Raw genomic sequence first — 16,938 nt, 5'->3', positions numbered from 1 at the left:
TGTTTAATTCGTCTGATCACAGATACTTTATAAAGCATTTTAATACTTTTTTGAATCTGTCAATGCGTAAGTCCTATCATTATTATTTAATTAAGTAGAGTTTGAAAGGGTGAGCGATATGGCAAACATTCAGCAATTCGTGATTAACAATCAACGGACTTTAAAAAAAACCTTGAGTTACTACATCATGCATATTAGTGTTGCGATGATAGTTGCCTATATGATTACTGGCAATTTAATCATGGCTGCAACCTTGAGTTTAATTGAACCAACCGTACAAGCTTTTGCCTTTTTCTTCCATGAAAAAGTTTGGAATTATTTCTAATTTTCCGCTTCAATATCTGAGCACCTATTTTAAAGTTATTTGAGTAAGTCTGTATGAATCTTGCTGCATTTGAAGCATTTTTAAAAGTCATGGAAACAGGTTCAATCTCAATTGCAGCAGAACAACTTTTTATTACCCAGCCTGCCGTCACTAAACGTATTCATGGTCTGGAAGAATATTTTGGTGTCAAACTATTTGAATCTGCGGGACGAGGGATTCAGCCGACCCATGCAGCACATTCTTTATTACCGAAAGTGAGAACTTGGCTCAATGAATTAGGTGAAATTCACCATACACTGAGTCATGAGCAGAATCAGGTACAGGGTCGTTTAAAAATTGGGACGAGTCATCATATCGGATTGCATCATCTCGCAGACCCACTGAAAGCTTTTGTGCAATCTTTTCCGCAAGTCACTTTAGATGTGCATTTTGTAGACTCAGAACAGGCGCATGAACAAGTTTTAGCAGGTGAACTCGAACTGGCCTTTTTAACCCTCCCTCCAATTGGAGATGAACGACTAAGCTACTTGACGATTTGGAATGATCCTTTGGTTTTTGTGACCTCACCTTTTCATCCTTTAGCACAACAATCACAACTTAAATTAGAAGATTTGATTGCCTATCCAAGCCTGCTTCCCGCCTCACATACCTATACCAGCCAGATCACGCTGGCGGAATTTGAAAAGAAAGGGCTAAAACCGAAAATTACCATGAGCAACAATCCGTTAGAATCCATACGGATGTTGGTCTCAATTGGTTTGGGTTGGTCAGTTCTACCCAAGACCTTACTCAATCAGGATTTAAAACAACTTGATCTGAATCTCGATATGCAACGTCAACTGGGTATGGTGTGGCATCCTGCACGAATCCAATCAAAAGCAGCGGAAGAATTAATCAATATGATGCAACTTGGCTAGGTTAGCTAAAGATAAGTTAGTCACCGCCTCCGCCACAACTGCTACAGCTACTGCCACAACTGGATGAAGATGATGATTGATCTTGCACATATTTTGCAAAATCTTTAGTCATTTGCGCCAGTTCAAACGATTGTCCATTTTCCCAACCCAACACCTGATCAACCGCAAATAGTCGTGGCAATTGCATCGTATTCCTTGGATTATATCCATGTAACATACAGCTATATTTCCAAGCTTCAAATAATTGCTTTGCTTGTTCTTCTGGTCTCGTTGTTCCGTCATAAGGGCTATGATTCAACATTCGACCTATGGTTTGCTCACATAATTGCTGATACTGGATCGGATATTGCAACATCACATGCCATAAAGCATCGACTGCATGTGAAGGCATGGCATAGGCTTGTTTTTGCATCACGTGTAATGCCAAATAATCCTTAAATCCAAGTTCAATCAGCCGACGTTGTTTTAAGCTCAGTTCGGGATATTGTTGTTTTAATTTATTCCAAAATATTGGATCAATGTTGAGTTGCTCAATCTTCTCTAATTTATTCCTTCGAGTCTTGGCGATCAAAACATGGTTTAAAACAATAATTGTCCATATTAATGGGAGTAAAACCCAAGCGGTAAAGATCTGCTGTTGCCAGCTATACATGAGCAGTAAGACTAAAATCGGCAGGATAATCCAGCGTATTTTTATATGCGGTTGATGGCGTTTTAATTGAATTAATGCATCAAGCTTGTTGGAAGTATTTTCTTCCCGATCTATTTTTATTTTCATGCTTAAATCTTAAGAAGAAAAGATGACAATAAGATGACAAAAAAACCTCCCATTAGAAAGAGAGGTTCAATCTTTTATCCAATCTGTAATAAACGGCGAACTTGCTGCGTGATCTGATTCACGTCCAAATTATGGTTTGATATGGTCATCGTAAGCAACTGGTCTGAGCGAAAGGTACGATCAATTTCCAGCATAATATGGGTTTGCTGCGCTTCAGCAACAAAGGACACCTCAACCTCATTAAAACCACTAAACATCTGTGAAGATACAAACTCTAGCTCCTGATAGCAGCCAATCGTTGATCTAAAATTTCTTGCGGTCAGTTGCCCTTTTTCAACATCCACAGTCGACAGAACAAATCCACATTGTTGCATCGCCTGTAAAAAAGCCTGCATCGCTGGTGTTGGGGTCACTTTTAAATAGTCACGATCGGTTGAATCCAGTCCCCAGTCAACATCCATGTGTGTTTCAATCCATACACGAGCGCCATTACGTCGGCAGGAAACTTCAGTGATAGGGGTTTCATATGGGATTTGCATCGTAAATGGAATATGATGGGATTGATGTGCAGCTAATAAAAAATTTGAACTGATTAACCACTGATCCAAAATCAAAGGTTGATTAAATTCATGATCCCCTGACTCAACTTCGGCGATGGTCATCAATTGTAAATACAAACTATTGATTTCTTTATCAGATGAGCCGCCTTTAAAACTAATTTCCCCTTCTAATGTTCCACCCGCTTGTAAAGTTGGATTATGCAAATGCGTTTCTACAGTTACCCCTTGAATACCCAAACTTGACATCATTTTTTTAAACATATTTCGACCCTTTTGAATTATTTCGTTAAATCTATAACTGGCTACTTATTTTTAAAGTGCTTCATCCCCAGCGATTTGAAGCTTGCCATCTGCTATTTCGTTCATAAATTGCTGATAATCATTCAAATTACGCTCAGCATATCGCATGGCATACTCTTGCAAAACATCTACAATCTTGTTGCCTTCACCTAGATAGCCCATCAAAACATCGGCATTACCAGATTTTGCATGTGCATGCGCTAAAGCTAAGCCACAGCTTTCGGCATATTCATAAAAATAATCATCATCCATATCCGCTAAATCAACTGAGATTTTCATATCACGGAGCTGACGCACATGGAAATGTTTTTCTAAGGTAGAAAAACCGAGGAAAATGTCGCTTGCCGCTTGCATCAACTGCTGACCATGTATGACACGCTCACCTTCATGCTTCACTTTTTCAGGGAATAATGGACTTAAAATAGAGGGGTTGGCTTCTTTCATCTGTAAAATTAACGGCTCACGATCGGCATCCTGAAATAGTGCAATGGCTGAACGTGTACCCACGCTCCCCACGCCCACCACTTTGAATGCCACATCGGTACGTTGATAACGGTCAAATAGGACCTGCCGATCATGTTTCAATGAATCACGATACTGTCTAAAAAATTCATCCACATTCTTACTGAACGGTTCATTTGACTTTGGATGCCAAAGCAAAGGTTCATCATCAATAAAATGTCTGAAACCTGTTTCTTTGTCCTGTTGGGTCAGTTTAGGCAAAACCGAGTGGGCATTTCTTTTCTGCGCGGAGTCCAAATGTCTGGCCCGTTTTTTTCTGAGTTTTCGACATTCCGTATTTTCCAGCAATGTACTGGCATCAACTTTCTCATACCATACCTGTAATGGTGATAATTCCATATTTTCAAGTAGGTGCTGACGGTAACTATTCAACATGGTTTTAATGGCTTTTAAGCCTACACGGTTGCCCAACCCAACATCTTGTGCAGCAATCACAAAACTGGTTGCCAAACGTTTCAAGTCCCATTCAAATGGCGCAACCAAGGTCTCATCAAAATCATTAATTCCAAATAACAGATTACGTTCAGGGCTAGCAAAACCACCAAAATTGCTTAAATGACAATCCCCAGAAATTTGCTGGAATAAACCTGAGTTAAACTGCTCCCATGCTTGATCAAACAACATTAAAGAAGGCATACCACGATAATAGGTAAATGGAGAAACACTCATACGCTTGGCACGAATCGGCTTAAGCTGCTCTAAACGTCCTTGATTACTCCAATCATAAATATTTAAAGCCGTTAGACCTTTAGGTCGTTGCGATAGTTGTGACAACTGTTCACGTGAAACTTTTTGACGTTGCGCTTTTCCTAATTTAAAACCTTCGGTTTTTGTCAGTAACTTACCTTGATAACTATGCCGAGTAAGATCAATGCAGTCTTCTGTCCAAAGTTGTTTTGGCAGTTTAATTTGTTGTTTTTTCATAACACCCCCGACATAAATTCAGTAGTGTTATAACAATAAATTGAATGGATCAGATAAATAATTTTTATTTTTCACTCAATTTATGATTTTTGTCATGTGCCTTTTGTTTTTGCACATACTTTTTTGCTGCATAATAAATCAGCATTGCAAAAGGTAAAATTAAAAATAATGCGCCGACACCAAAAACAATATAAGCAAAATATACATTGGCGATGAGAAAAAAAGCGCCGTATGGTAGAAGTTGTCCCACCAATTCACCAAAAAATGCTGCGCAAACCTGTTTACATTTTGGCTGTTTGCTAGGTTCGTTTTCCTGTGGATGATCTTTCATTTTTTATCTCCAATTCATTGTTCTTATTTACTATATTAAACATATCGAACAGCTCAATATGTTTAACATTTTTTATATTCTTCGCTTAAATCGACCAGTCTTGAATATCCCAATCTTGATCTTGCGCCAATTTTTTTAAACGATCATCAGGATTCACTGCAATTGCATGGGTTGCATATTCAAGCAAAAAACGATCATTGATTGAATCTGAATACGCCCAAGACTCATCAACTGCTCTTCCCTGTAACCATTGATCTAAACGAGCAAGCTTACCTTTCTGATAACAAGGTAAACCTGTCACCTTACCCGTATACTTCCCATCAAGAACTTCGGCATTGGTGGCAATAATTTCAGTAATACCAAATTCACGAAAAATCGGAGCCGTAATAAAATCACTGGTTGCAGTAATCCCAACAATCGCATGACCTAAATCTTGATGCTTTTTAATTGCATCAAAACCTTTCGGACGCATTTGGGGGCGAATCACTTTTTGCATAAACAACTGGTGTAGTTCAGTTAAATAAGTATTGTCATGCTTGGTCAAAAATTCAAAGACAAATTCGTTATAGGCAATCGGATCAAGTTGTCCTGCCTTATAGTCCTCGTAGAATTTATCATTCATTTGACGATGATGAACTGGATCAACCAAACCTTCATTCACTAAAAACTCACCCCATGAGTGGTCAGAATCGGTATTTAACAGGGTGTGATCTAAATCAAACAAAGCCAATTTCATATAAATGCTCATTTAAATGCAAATTAAAGAAAAAAAACGTAAATCTATTTCCGTAAGTGACTAAAAATTCGTTAAGATCATAGCAATTTTAAACATTTTACTTTGACCTTTTTCGAGTTGGACGTGAAGAGTGACTGTCCCCGAGATCAAAGTCAACGATATAGAGAAAATTTAGGTAGCCAAATGATCGATTCAGAAGGTTTCCGACCCAACGTCGGGATCATTTTGGCAAACGATGACGGACAAGTTTTATGGGCAAAACGCATTGGTCACAATGCTTGGCAATTTCCACAAGGAGGGATCCAGTTTGGAGAAACCCCTGAACAGGCACTTTATCGTGAACTGAGAGAAGAAGTCGGTTTATTGCCCGAACACGTCCAAATAGTAGCGCAGACTAAAAGTTGGCTGCGTTATCGTTTGCCACATCGGTACATTCGGTCAGATTCTGATCCGGTATGTATTGGACAAAAGCAAAAGTGGTTTTTACTGAAATTAACGGCATCGCCGCATCATATTCAGTTAAATCTATCAGACCCACCCGAGTTCGATCAATGGCAATGGGTGAGTTACTGGTATCCATTAGGTCAAGTAGTGAACTTCAAAAGAGATGTTTACCGCAGAGCCATGATGGAGTTGTGTTTACAATTACCGTAGCGTTAATCGTCAACAAATCATCACTTTAAGCAATGATTTTTGATCATAGAGCTGTTATAACTAGACCGATAACGATTTATAAATTGGAGTAAACATCCATGTCAAACATGCAACTCGACACGCTTAGACGCATTGTGCAAGAAATTAATGCGTCCGTCAGTTTGCATGATTCTTTAGACATTATGGTCAATCATGTGGCTGAAGCGATGCATGTCGATGTATGTTCCATTTATTTATTGGATGAACGAAATAAACGCTATGTGCTCATGGCTTCAAAAGGTTTAAAACCTGAAGCTGTTGGACATGTTTCTTTGAGTGTTGGTGAAGGTCTCGTCGGTTTAGTCGGTAACCGTGAAGAAATTGTAAACTTAGATAACGCACCTAAGCATGAACGCTTTGCTTATTTGCCTGAAACAGGTGAAGAGCTATTTAACTCATTTCTTGGCGTACCCGTGATGTATCGCCGTAAAGTGATGGGCGTTTTAGTTGTTCAAAATAAAGAACCTCAAGACTTTAGTGAAGCGGCTGAATCATTTCTCGTTACTTTATGTGCGCAACTCTCAGGGGTAATTGCCCATGCACATGCGGTCGGAAATATTGATGTTTTCCGCAAACCAACGAGTGGTTCATCTTACAAAACCTTCCAAGGGGTTTCAGGTGCTGGAGGGATTGCATTAGGTCGCGCCATCGTGCTCTATCCCCCAGCCGATCTTGCTGCAATTCCCGATCGTGAAGCTGAAGATATCAGTGATGAACTCGACCTATTAGATCAAGCGATTGCTGCGGTACGTTTAGAGATCCAATCTTTAGATGAGAAAATGCAAGACTCATTGATGTCAGAAGAACGTGCGTTATTTAGCGTGTTCTTGCGGATGTTAGATGAAAATGCCTTACCAAGTGAGATTAAAGATCACATTCGTGCAGGCAGTTGGGCACAAGGTGCGGTGCGTAAAGTCATTGACAAGCATGTGGCGCTGTTTGCACAAATGGAGGACGATTACTTACGTGAACGGGTTTCTGACCTCAAAGATCTTGGTCGCCGAATTTTAGCTTGCTTACAAGAAAATGATTCCAGTCACCGTGAACTTAGCCCAGACAGTATTTTAATTGGTGAGGAAATTAGTACGGCGGCTTTAGTTGAACTTCCTGTTGATAAAATCGCTGCGATTGTGACTTCTGAAGGCGCAGCGAATTCGCACATGGTAATCGTGGCACGCGCTCTGGGGATTCCAACCGTTGTGGGTGTCACCGAATTGCCAATCAACACCCTTGATGACATTGAGATGATTGTCGATGCCTATCAGGGGCGTGTCTTTGTCAATCCGCCGCGCCGCTTACGCCAGCGTTATAAGGAAGTCCAGAAAGAAGAAGAGCAAATCGCCAAAGATTTGAAGCAATATGAAACCAAAGATGCGATTACACCTGATGGTGTCTCTATTCCTTTATTCGTAAATACAGGTTTGATGATTGACGTTGTTCGTGGCGTGCAACGTGGTGCGAAAGGTGTTGGTTTATATCGCAGCGAAATTCCGTTCATGCTACGCGAACGATTCCCAGGTGAAGAAGAACAACGTGCCATCTATCGTCAGCAGTTGAGCCATTTTGCCAATAAGCCCGTGATTATGCGAACTCTCGATATCGGTGCGGATAAAGATTTGCCTTATTTTAGTATTGAAGAAGAAAACTCGGCATTAGGTTGGCGTGGTCTACGCTTTACTCTGGATCACCCTGAAATTTTCTCAGCGCAAATCCGTGCCATGCTAAAAGCTAGTATTGGTTTGAATAATTTGCATATTTTGTTACCGATGGTGACAAGTGTCAGTGAAGTTGAAGAAGTCTTGTATCTGTTGGAACGAGACTGGTTAGCTGTACAAGAAGAAGAACAAGTCAAAATCACTAAGCCTAAAATTGGGATCATGGTTGAAGTACCGAGTGTACTTTTACAAATTGGTGAGTTTGCTGAGCTGGTCGACTTCTTTTCAGTTGGTTCCAATGACTTAACCCAATATTTATTGGCTGTTGATCGTAACAATCCTCATGTAGCTAACGTATATTCGCACTTTCATCCGTCTGTCTTACGTGCTTTAAACCGTTTAGTAGAAGATTGTCATATCTATCAAAAACCAGTCAGTGTCTGTGGTGAAATGGCAGGAGATCCATTATCTGCCATTCTACTGATGGCGATGGGTTTCAATACACTTTCTATGAGTTCTAGCAATATATTAAGAGTTCGTAAAGCGATTTGTCATGTCCCAATGAGTGATGCAAAACAACTCTTAGACGATGTTTTACACATGAATAACCCTCTGGTCATTAAAAGTTGGCTTGAACACTACTTTAAAACGCATGGTCTTGCAGATATGGTCAAATCAAATCGTTTGGTCAGTGCCTAGAAAATAAGTAGGGCATCCTTTCAAGGATGCCTTTACACAACTGCAACAGGTGAAAAACCTCCTGTTTTTATATATGAGCATACAAGCTGAATTTGGGAGTTGATTATACAATTACCCTTAATGAACTATTCAATTCCCTTTAATTGGTTATTTTAATGGGACTTTTTCAAATTTTAACAATTTATTACTCAACAATTCTCATTGCCACATTTAAGATTTAAACAGCTTCAATCGGATAAAGCATTTATGACATCAACTTTAATCCATTGGAAAAAAAACTTTCATCAATCTAGAGTAAAAATACAACGGATGTAAACCACATCATTACAAACCAATTTAGGCATCTTCATTTTTGATACCCATTTTGTAGCCGATACGGTTAAACATTCATATCTTTGAACGGTCAAACAGTTCAGATGACCCAGCTCACAGGTCATCTTGATGGAGATAGAACATGAGCCAAGACGATAAAAAATGTCCTTATAGCCACTTAACCACTGATTTTGGTGCACCCGTGGTGGATAATCAAAATAGTATGACAGCAGGTGCTCGGGGTCCTTTATTAGCCCAAGATTTATGGCTAAATGAAAAACTTGCCAACTTTGTCCGTGAAGTGATTCCTGAACGTCGTATGCACGCTAAAGGTTCAGGTGCATTCGGTACATTTACAGTTACCCATGATATTACTCAATATACTCGCGCTAAAATCTTTAGCGAAATCGGCAAAAAAACAGAAATGTTTGCTCGTTTTACCACGGTTGCAGGTGAACGTGGCGCAGCGGATGCTGAACGAGATATTCGTGGTTTTGCCTTAAAATTTTATACTGAAGAAGGTAACTGGGATATGGTAGGTAATAATACCCCTGTATTCTTCTTACGTGATCCACGCAAATTCCCAGATCTCAACAAAGCAGTAAAACGCGACCCAAAAACCAATCTACGCAGTGCTACCAATAATTGGGATTTCTGGACTTTATTGCCAGAAGCCCTGCATCAAGTCACGATTGTAATGTCAGATCGCGGTATCCCTGCTAGCTACCGACATATGCATGGTTTTAGTAGTCATACCTATAGCTTCATTAATGCAGCCAATGAACGTTTCTGGGTGAAATTCCACTTTAGAACGCAACAAGGAATTAAAAACCTAACTGATGCAGAAGCTGGTGAATTGGTGGGTCAAGACCGTGAAAGCCATCAACGCGATTTATTCGATGCCATCGAACGTCAAGACTATCCAAAATGGACGCTTTTCGTACAAATCATGCCAGAACAAGATGCTGAGAAAGTTCCATATCATCCATTCGATTTAACTAAAGTTTGGCCTCATGGCGACTATCCACTGATTGAAGTTGGTGAGTTTGAACTCAATCGCAACTCTGAAAACTTCTTCCTAGATGTTGAACAATCTGCTTTTGCACCAAGTAACTTAGTGCCAGGTATTAGCGTTTCACCTGACCGTATGTTACAGGCACGCCTATTTAACTATGCGGATGCTCAACGTTACCGTTTAGGTGTGAACTATCAACAAATTCCCGTGAATGCTGCTCGCTGCCCTGTTCACAGTAATCACCGTGATGGTCAAGGTCGCATTGATGCCAACTATGGTGGTTTACCACATTATGAACCCAACAGTTTCGGCCAATGGCAAGAACAGCCGCAATACAAAGAACCACCATTGAAAATCAATGGCGATGCAGACTTCTGGGATTATCGTGAAGATGATAATGACTACTTCAGTCAACCTCGTGCCTTGTTCGAGTTAATGACACCTGAACAGCAAGATGCCTTATTTGGCAATACAGCACGCGCGATGGGTGATGCGTTGGACTTTATCAAGTATCGTCATATCCGTAACTGCTATGCTTGCCATCCAGCTTATGGCGAAGGTGTTGCTGCAGCCCTAGGACTTACTGTTGCAGACGCTCAAGCAGCACGTGAGACTGACCCTGCTCGTCATTTACCAAGCTTTCTTTAAACCCTAAAACATCCAAATAAAAAGCCATCTGCGGATGGCTTTTTTTATGAACTTAGGTAACAATTTAGTCAATCTCTTATAGAAAAATAATCATGTCAAAACAATTAGATCAACTCATCCTAAGTTATAACCTGATCTTATTCGATGCGAAATGTGTTCTTTGCTCAGCATGGGCAAATTTTATGATCAAGCATGATCTACGTTATCAATTCAAACTCGTTTCTGTGCAATCAGATTTGGGGCAACAGATCTTAAAAAAGTACCATTTCCCAACTGACCATTTTGAAACCATGCTCTTACTTGAGAAGGGGCAATTATTCACTGAATCAACAGCTTTCTTACGTGTGATGGAATCCCTTGATTTTCCTTACAATACATTACGATATGGCAAGTTTGTTCCAAAATTTGTACGTGACTTTACTTATCGACGTATTGCCCTCAATCGTTATCAACTTTTTGGTAAGACTGAGGATTGTTATGTGATTCAAGCAAGTGATAAACAGCATTTTTTATTGGATGATGTTTTAAGATGAGAAATGCTGAACTTACAATTGCACAGATTTTAAAATTCTGTCAGTTGATTATTGCCTTTCTTTGGATTTATCAAGGTTTAGTTCCTAAATTAATTTTTCAGGTAGAGGGTGAACAATACGTTTGGCAACAATTACATATTCCTGATGTGTATATACCATGGTTAGTCTCGCTTTCAGGGATTGGCGAGGTCATTTTTGGCATTCTCTTTCTGTTTATAAGACATCAATATTTGCACTGGCTCAGCATTTTGAGTTTAGTTGGGTTATTTATTTTTATTCTATTCATTTACCCAAATCAAATTTACCAAGCATTTAATCCCGTCGTGATGAATATTGCATTAGGGAGTCTTTCGCTGATTTCAATCTGGTGCCTCAACGCAAAGACTCACACTAAGCCCGAATGAAATGTCCTTCACGAATACAATAAAATGGATTGACTAATTTAGATGAAGATTTCATTGCTTGTTGTAACTCATGTTCAGGAGCATTGCGATCTTCATCAGTAAGTTGGAAAGTTCGAAAATGAATGGCCAATGAACGATGCGCATGCAAATCTAAATGCGCGTGAAAAGCATCTTGTGGATTCATATGCACATATCGCATTAACTTTCGTGGCTCATAAGCACCGATGGGTAATAGTGCAATACGTGCATCACCATATCGCTCATGTATTTGTTTGAAGTGCCCTGCGTAACCTGTGTCACCCGCAAAGAAACAATGTCCTGTCTTTGCTAGAAGCGAAAAACCACCCCATAAAGCTCTATTTTGATCCCGTGCCCCACGTCCAGAAGCATGTTGTGCTGGGGTATAGGCTATCTTAATTTCATCATGAAAAGGAATCTCTTGCCACCAATCCATTTCAATCACATGTAAATGTTTTGCTAAGTAGTAACCATTACCTAAACCCGTATAAATCGGCATTTTAAATTTCTGATGCAGCCACTCCAACGTTGCCAAGTCCATATGGTCATAATGATTATGGCTTAGTAGTACTGCATGAATCGTTGGAAGCTTTTCTAAAGCGATGCCTGCTGGGCAAACTCGTTGCGGGCCTTGACCTTGCTTTGGGCTCACATAGTCACACCAGACAGGGTCGGTTAAGAAGTTGTAAGGGCCTATTTGGATGAGAACGGTTGCATGTCCTACAAACCAAATCTGCCAATTATTTAAATCTGCGTGTGGTCTATTTTGTGGTAACTCAAGCATTTGATTACGCAAATTAGCTTCATGTGCGCGATCAACATTCCAAGTATAAGATTTTCGTGTCGCTAGCCATTTAAATAAACCTTTACGGTCAAACGGTGTAAGCGGTTTTTCTAAATTATAAAAACGATCAATACCACAATGATCAGAAGGCTCATGTGGAAATGGAGGTTTCCCCCAAGTATGGCTCAAGCAAGATTGGGTCGGCAATTGATAGGTTAATGTCGGCTTATCTTTCATGTACTTCTTCTTTGCTGGAATTGAATCGCACAAAATTCCGATAGGATTGGGATAATGAGCAGTCCTTTACTCTAACTTTTAAAATCAATCTAATTGTATGATTTTTTTAGAGGGTTTAACTGTCTCTAAACAATCGAACTTGATCCTAACATAAGCTTGTTAGTTATGCTGATTTTATCCAGTCGAGTCAATACAATTTTAGGGAACATATCAAACTTTTCCACTATATACCTTACATAGTTTTTTATTTCTCTAATACATTTTTTATATTTTAAGAGAAAGTATATTGTTTAAAAAAACAGCTATTATATAATACACATCGAGAAGTACTTTCTAACACTCATACTATTACAATAATAGTAAGACATATTTGGATCAGTCTAATGGAATTACGCCATTTACGTTACTTTATTACTGTTGCTGAGGAATTAAGCTTCAGTAAGGCTGCGATAAAACTGCATACAGCCCAACCCTCTTTAAGCCAACAAATCAAAGATTTAGAGGATGATATTGGTGTTCAATTATTTTATCGCACCAAACGTAAAGTTGAATTGACTGAGGAAGGTCTCGTTTTTTTAGAGCAAGCACGCTTAACCTTAACCCAAGCGGACAAAGCCATTACCATGGCGCGACAAGTTGCGGCAGCAAAAGTACAATGTCTAAGAATCGGATTTGTACCTTCTGCTGAAATTAGAATTTTTCCCTATATTTTCCCTAGGTTACGTGTCAAAACACCTAAACTGCAAATCAACACATTAAACTTAAAAGAAAGTGATCAAATCGCAGAATTAAAAAAAGGTGATTTAGACATTATTTTTATTAATCAAGACTTTCAAAATGAATATTTTGCCAGTCAATTGGTTTTGAAAGAACCGTTAATTTTTATCTTACCGAAACAGCATCCTTTAGTGGAGTTTAATGAGTTAAATATTGAACAACTGAATGGATTGGAACTGACCATCCTGTCACATAAACTTTCTCAACCATTGGCTCAAACGATTCTGAAATACAGAGATCAGCATCAAATTAAATTTAAATCGGTCCACGAAACCAACAAGATCGCTGAATGTATTCAAGCAGTACAGAGTGGTTCGAGCTGCGCGATTTTACCTTCTTATATGCAAGCGCTTGCGACGGATCAAATCGCTGTTCGTCCATTAAACCACCCTCTGCCGAGTCTCGATGTATTTATGAGTTTCCATCGCACCTCACTAAGCCAAGCAGCAGAACAATTTTTGGAAGAAATTAGACAAGTTTTCGAACTAGAACAGTTAGCACTTTATGCAAGCTAAGAAAAAAGCCGATTTAAATCGGCTTTGAGTTTGTCTACTTAGGCTGGTTCACTAAAAAATGCTATAAATTTTTGATAACTTTCACGCTGTTTTACATTGTCTAAATATTGTTCTATTACAGGATGAGTCTGTATTTGACCAATTTTCAACTGCCAAAATAACATTGCTGCAACCATCACATCTGCTGTGGTAAATTGTTGCCCGCATAAATATGGATCAGCCTCATTTAAGCCCTGAATAAAGGCATGATAAGCTTCTTGATAATCACCATAGCCAACAAACATTTTCTGATCAGATTTTATCTCTACACCCAACATTTTGTTAGTCGATGCTGCTTCCCAAGGTCCAGAAATAAACATAAGCCAACGATAGTACAACCCTCGCTTAGGATCATTGAGTGCTGGTGCTAAGCCCTTATCCGCGAACTTATCTGTCAAATATGCACACACTGCTCCAAGCTCATAAATCACTATATCTCCATCGACTAGAACAGGAACTTTTCCAAAAGGGTTTATTTTTAAATATTCTGGTGCCTTCATTTCTGTCTGGTAAGCCACTTCTATTCGCTCACAGGCACCCCCCAGTTCAATGAGCAACCAATCAACAACCATACCGCGAGACTGAGTATTTGTATAAAATTTAAGTGTCATTTTTCATATTTCCTTGTTTATTGGTGTTATTAAAATTTAATCGTTCACATTGTCAGTTTTTCTCAGTAGTCGAACGGCATACTTCCTGAGTCCACCATTGTTGAAAAAGTTGTTGTTTGAATTGTGGATAGCGTTCTTGGCTTAAACTTAGATTTTGCATACGATCAAGTCGAAAATTTCGAAAATCATTGCGTAATTCACACCAAGCAGCGAGCACAATCTTGTCATTAAAATAACCAAGTGCAAATGGCTAAACTGTTCTCGCACTAGTGCGTTGCTGTTCATCAACATAATCAAAGAAAATTTTAACTTGAGATCGAATCGACACTCTGACTTGCTCAACCAATATTTGATTGACAGCTAACCATACGTTAAACGCTACGCTGATTAATCTGCAACCGTTCAGCCAAAAACTTGTGCGGTGACTGACTGGATAACGATATTGTCGAGGTAGTTGTAATAAATTCAGTAATCGAATACAACGACTCATGCTATCCCTATTGTTATTATTGATGATGAGAAAATCAGCTTTCTCACCATCTTATCTTTGCAAATAATGTGTATCGCTTAACTTTCAGTAATCGCTGCGCGTTCTAAGATAGTTTGCAAATAAGCATGTAAATCCTGCACATTATGAGCAATCGTTAAAGGCTGGTATTGTTGCAAAGTTTCAATACTATGCACCCCATAGCTGACGCCAATACGTGGCATATTCAGATTTTCTGCCATTTCTAAATCGTAACTGGTATCCCCCACCATAATGGCGCATTCAACTGCTACATCCAACTCAGCAAGAATCTCCTGCAACATCAATGGATCAGGTTTAGACTTGGTTTCACTGGCTGCACGAGTAGTATCAAAAATCTGATGACTATTGGTTTGACTTAATACACGATCTAAACCTTTACGACTTTTACCCGTCGCAACTGCAAGCTTGATCCCTTGTTGTTTTAAGTCAGCCAACAACTCTGCCACACCACTAAACCATGCATCGCCTTTTGAATTTGCAACATAATGATCTGCATAACATTGCAAAATATCTTGCTGCAAATCTGGAACCTGCGGAAATAAGATTTGCATGACTTCGGGCAAACCCAAGCCAATGATACTTTTTGCGGCATCATCCGTTAAAGGTTGCTCAAATTGCTGTGCTGCATATTGCAGACTTGCTACGATTTGTCCCACTGAATCGAATAAGGTTCCATCCCAATCAAAAATCACCAGTTCGATATTTTGACTCATTTCTGTTTTCTCAATTCATTGATCACTTGTTGCATATCTTCTGGCATTGGCGCTTCAATGCTTGGATAGTTTGGAATGTCCAAACGCATGGCATGTAGGCATAAACGACGTGCTTCAGGGCCTTTATAGTCTGTGTTATGTCCATATTTATCATCCCCAACTAAAGGATGACCAATACTTAAACCATGTACACGGATTTGATGGGTACGTCCCGAAAGCGGTGACGCATGCACCAAAGTTGCTGTCTTAAAACGTTCAACCACTTTCCAGTCAGTCTTACTCGGCTTACCGTCTTTGGTCACACGGACACGACGTTCGCCATTCGCCAGTTCATAACGCAATAAGGGTGCATCAATCAATTGCTGATCCAGACTCACCTGCCCCTTAACAATTGCCGCATAGGTTTTCTGGATTTTATGCTCACGCAATAAATCCTGTAATAATTTTAAGGTACTGCGTTTCTTGCTGATCATCACCAAACCTGAAGTGTCACGGTCAATACGGTGGATCAGTTCCAGATATTTTTTACCTGTCGCTGCCCGCAATGCTTCGATCAAACCATAAGCCACACCACTGCCGCCGTGTACTGCAATACCTGACGGTTTATTCACCACTAATAATCCCTCATCCTCATAGACCACACGACTAAGCAGGCTTTGCGCCACGCCATCACTCACTGGTGCCGCGCTTTCATCCTTTTGTTCATAACGAATTGGTGCGACACGAATCTGATCACCAATATTCAAACGTGTTTCTGCTTTTATTCTTTTTTTGTTTACACGTACTTGTCCTTCACGAATCAAACGGTAGATTCGACTTTTCGGAACACCTTTTAATCGGGTAAATAAAAAATTATCTATTCGCTGCCCGTCTTGATGCTCATCCACCTCAAACCAAGTGACACTTTGCCATTGTTGTGTAGAATTCATACGCTCGATTAATCCAAGATTTGCTAAATATGATTAAAAATTGATCACTTAGCTAAGTTATTTCACAAGAAACCTAAACTTAGCCCATAGGCAGATGCCGCAAGGTTTGATATATTCAGCGCACGGATACCACCGTAAGTGAGCATCAGATCAAAAATTTTATTTAGATAAAATTTTAAATCGACGAGATACTCACCAATAACTCGGATAGGTCCTAAAGAATTATGCCGACGCCGAAGGCTTATTATATCGGCAAAATGGCAAACTGTTGCGTTTAATTGTGCATCAGCACATACAGTTTGTTCAGAAAAAATATGTTGCCAACAAATTTGTTGGTTATTAAACGTAAACTGATCCACATCAGACAATTTGCTCCCTGATGTCGCATTCAGGCTAAAGCGTTGATGCATTGGAACTGCTAAGCAGAGATACGA

18 protein-coding genes and 1 pseudogene are annotated in these 16,938 nt (G+C 39.5%); 8 read left to right on the top strand and 11 right to left on the bottom strand.

Annotated features, from left to right (window positions below):
• Positions 1-118: 118 nt before the first annotated feature.
• On the top strand, positions 119-325 hold the full coding sequence (locus NO346_RS03815; protein ID WP_004674543.1) for a DUF2061 domain-containing protein: 207 nt from the start codon (positions 119-121) through the stop codon (positions 323-325).
• A gap of 53 nt (positions 326-378) precedes the next feature.
• The gene (locus NO346_RS03810; RefSeq protein ID WP_256414302.1) at positions 379-1,242 is read left to right on the top strand and encodes a LysR family transcriptional regulator; all 864 of its coding nucleotides are present in this window, start codon (positions 379-381) and stop codon (positions 1,240-1,242) included.
• Positions 1,243-1,258: 16 nt separating this feature from the next.
• On the opposite strand, the gene NO346_RS03805 is transcribed toward NO346_RS03810, so the two are convergent.
• From NO346_RS03805 to NO346_RS03785, 5 genes are all read right to left on the bottom strand, one after another.
• A complete protein-coding gene (locus tag NO346_RS03805) occupies positions 1,259-2,020 on the bottom strand; it encodes a hypothetical protein (protein WP_256414300.1) in 762 nt (253 codons plus the stop codon).
• Between the two features lie 74 nt (positions 2,021-2,094).
• Positions 2,095-2,841, bottom strand: coding sequence for a sporulation protein (locus NO346_RS03800; protein ID WP_256414299.1), 747 nt, complete (start codon positions 2,839-2,841; stop codon positions 2,095-2,097).
• Between the two features lie 51 nt (positions 2,842-2,892).
• The gene (locus NO346_RS03795; protein ID WP_256414298.1) at positions 2,893-4,326 is read right to left on the bottom strand and encodes a DUF2252 domain-containing protein; all 1,434 of its coding nucleotides are present in this window, start codon (positions 4,324-4,326) and stop codon (positions 2,893-2,895) included.
• Positions 4,327-4,390: 64 nt separating this feature from the next.
• On the bottom strand, positions 4,391-4,657 hold the full coding sequence (locus tag NO346_RS03790; RefSeq protein ID WP_087536320.1) for a hypothetical protein: 267 nt from the start codon (positions 4,655-4,657) through the stop codon (positions 4,391-4,393).
• An 85-nt stretch (positions 4,658-4,742) separates the two neighbouring features.
• Positions 4,743-5,393 carry an HAD family phosphatase gene (locus NO346_RS03785; RefSeq protein WP_256414296.1) on the bottom strand — a complete coding sequence of 217 codons (651 nt, stop codon included), beginning with the start codon at positions 5,391-5,393 and terminating at the stop codon, positions 4,743-4,745.
• 183 nt (positions 5,394-5,576) lie between these two features.
• Between NO346_RS03785 and NO346_RS03780 the strand changes: the two genes are divergently transcribed.
• From NO346_RS03780 to NO346_RS03760, 5 genes are all read left to right on the top strand, one after another.
• Entirely contained in the window at positions 5,577-6,047 is a 471-nt protein-coding gene (locus NO346_RS03780) for an RNA pyrophosphohydrolase (RefSeq protein WP_005162709.1), read from the top strand.
• 98 nt (positions 6,048-6,145) lie between these two features.
• Entirely contained in the window at positions 6,146-8,440 is a 2,295-nt protein-coding gene (gene ptsP / locus NO346_RS03775) for a phosphoenolpyruvate--protein phosphotransferase (RefSeq protein WP_256414294.1), read from the top strand.
• Positions 8,441-8,894: 454 nt separating this feature from the next.
• Entirely contained in the window at positions 8,895-10,415 is a 1,521-nt protein-coding gene (locus NO346_RS03770; RefSeq protein WP_256414293.1) for a catalase, read from the top strand.
• A 92-nt stretch (positions 10,416-10,507) separates the two neighbouring features.
• Complete coding sequence (locus NO346_RS03765; RefSeq protein WP_256414292.1) at positions 10,508-10,948, top strand: thiol-disulfide oxidoreductase DCC family protein; 441 nt, start codon at positions 10,508-10,510, stop codon at positions 10,946-10,948.
• Complete coding sequence (locus tag NO346_RS03760; RefSeq protein ID WP_256414291.1) at positions 10,945-11,352, top strand: DoxX-like family protein; 408 nt, start codon at positions 10,945-10,947, stop codon at positions 11,350-11,352. Before NO346_RS03765 ends, NO346_RS03760 begins: the two co-directional genes overlap by 4 nt.
• Here the strand turns inward: NO346_RS03760 and NO346_RS03755 are convergent.
• A complete protein-coding gene (locus NO346_RS03755) occupies positions 11,339-12,391 on the bottom strand; it encodes an MBL fold metallo-hydrolase (protein WP_005218487.1) in 1,053 nt (350 codons plus the stop codon). The genes NO346_RS03760 and NO346_RS03755 overlap by 14 nt on opposite strands.
• A 383-nt stretch (positions 12,392-12,774) precedes the next feature.
• On the opposite strand from NO346_RS03755, the gene NO346_RS03750 reads away from it, so the two are divergent.
• Positions 12,775-13,683, top strand: coding sequence for a LysR substrate-binding domain-containing protein (locus tag NO346_RS03750; RefSeq protein WP_087547252.1), 909 nt, complete (start codon positions 12,775-12,777; stop codon positions 13,681-13,683).
• A gap of 38 nt (positions 13,684-13,721) precedes the next feature.
• Here the strand turns inward: NO346_RS03750 and NO346_RS03745 are convergent, their stop codons facing one another.
• From NO346_RS03745 to NO346_RS03725, 5 genes and pseudogenes are all read right to left on the bottom strand, one after another.
• Entirely contained in the window at positions 13,722-14,333 is a 612-nt protein-coding gene (locus NO346_RS03745) for a glutathione S-transferase family protein (protein WP_256414290.1), read from the bottom strand.
• 52 nt (positions 14,334-14,385) lie between these two features.
• Positions 14,386-14,712 (bottom strand): annotated as a pseudogene (locus NO346_RS03740) (helix-turn-helix transcriptional regulator); the annotation flags it as partial.
• Between the two features lie 188 nt (positions 14,713-14,900).
• Positions 14,901-15,575, bottom strand: coding sequence for an HAD-IA family hydrolase (locus NO346_RS03735; RefSeq protein ID WP_256414289.1), 675 nt, complete (start codon positions 15,573-15,575; stop codon positions 14,901-14,903).
• Positions 15,572-16,504 carry an RluA family pseudouridine synthase gene (locus NO346_RS03730; RefSeq protein ID WP_256414288.1) on the bottom strand — a complete coding sequence of 311 codons (933 nt, stop codon included), beginning with the start codon at positions 16,502-16,504 and terminating at the stop codon, positions 15,572-15,574. Before NO346_RS03730 ends, NO346_RS03735 begins: the two co-directional genes overlap by 4 nt.
• A 62-nt stretch (positions 16,505-16,566) precedes the next feature.
• Positions 16,567-16,914, bottom strand: a complete 348-nt coding sequence (locus NO346_RS03725; RefSeq protein ID WP_087536310.1) for a hypothetical protein — start codon at positions 16,912-16,914, stop codon at positions 16,567-16,569.
• Positions 16,915-16,938 lie beyond the last annotated feature (24 nt).

The organism is Acinetobacter sp. 5862 (genome assembly GCF_024494585.1).
In the GTDB taxonomy this organism is placed as follows: domain Bacteria; phylum Pseudomonadota; class Gammaproteobacteria; order Pseudomonadales; family Moraxellaceae; genus Acinetobacter.
The sequence above is the reverse complement of the archived record's forward strand: the minus strand, read 5'-3'. Positions and strand labels throughout refer to the sequence as shown.

Bases quoted from the DNA above. Each gene is read 5' to 3' on its own strand.
- NO346_RS03815 (WP_004674543.1), top strand. From the start codon at position 119: ATGGCAAACATTCAGCAATTCGTGATTAACAATCAACGGACTTTAAAA.
- NO346_RS03810 (WP_256414302.1), top strand. From the start codon at position 379: ATGAATCTTGCTGCATTTGAAGCATTTTTAAAAGTCATGGAAACAGGT.
- NO346_RS03805 (WP_256414300.1), bottom strand. From the start codon at position 2,020: ATGAAAATAAAAATAGATCGGGAAGAAAATACTTCCAACAAGCTTGAT.
- NO346_RS03800 (WP_256414299.1), bottom strand. From the start codon at position 2,841: ATGTTTAAAAAAATGATGTCAAGTTTGGGTATTCAAGGGGTAACTGTA.
- NO346_RS03795 (WP_256414298.1), bottom strand. From the start codon at position 4,326: ATGAAAAAACAACAAATTAAACTGCCAAAACAACTTTGGACAGAAGAC.
- NO346_RS03790 (WP_087536320.1), bottom strand. From the start codon at position 4,657: ATGAAAGATCATCCACAGGAAAACGAACCTAGCAAACAGCCAAAATGT.
- NO346_RS03785 (WP_256414296.1), bottom strand. From the start codon at position 5,393: ATGAAATTGGCTTTGTTTGATTTAGATCACACCCTGTTAAATACCGAT.
- NO346_RS03780 (WP_005162709.1), top strand. From the start codon at position 5,577: ATGATCGATTCAGAAGGTTTCCGACCCAACGTCGGGATCATTTTGGCA.
- ptsP (WP_256414294.1), top strand. From the start codon at position 6,146: ATGTCAAACATGCAACTCGACACGCTTAGACGCATTGTGCAAGAAATT.
- NO346_RS03770 (WP_256414293.1), top strand. From the start codon at position 8,895: ATGAGCCAAGACGATAAAAAATGTCCTTATAGCCACTTAACCACTGAT.
- NO346_RS03765 (WP_256414292.1), top strand. From the start codon at position 10,508: ATGTCAAAACAATTAGATCAACTCATCCTAAGTTATAACCTGATCTTA.
- NO346_RS03760 (WP_256414291.1), top strand. From the start codon at position 10,945: ATGAGAAATGCTGAACTTACAATTGCACAGATTTTAAAATTCTGTCAG.
- NO346_RS03755 (WP_005218487.1), bottom strand. From the start codon at position 12,391: ATGAAAGATAAGCCGACATTAACCTATCAATTGCCGACCCAATCTTGC.
- NO346_RS03750 (WP_087547252.1), top strand. From the start codon at position 12,775: ATGGAATTACGCCATTTACGTTACTTTATTACTGTTGCTGAGGAATTA.
- NO346_RS03745 (WP_256414290.1), bottom strand. From the start codon at position 14,333: ATGACACTTAAATTTTATACAAATACTCAGTCTCGCGGTATGGTTGTT.
- NO346_RS03735 (WP_256414289.1), bottom strand. From the start codon at position 15,575: ATGAGTCAAAATATCGAACTGGTGATTTTTGATTGGGATGGAACCTTA.
- NO346_RS03730 (WP_256414288.1), bottom strand. From the start codon at position 16,504: ATGAATTCTACACAACAATGGCAAAGTGTCACTTGGTTTGAGGTGGAT.
- NO346_RS03725 (WP_087536310.1), bottom strand. From the start codon at position 16,914: ATGCATCAACGCTTTAGCCTGAATGCGACATCAGGGAGCAAATTGTCT.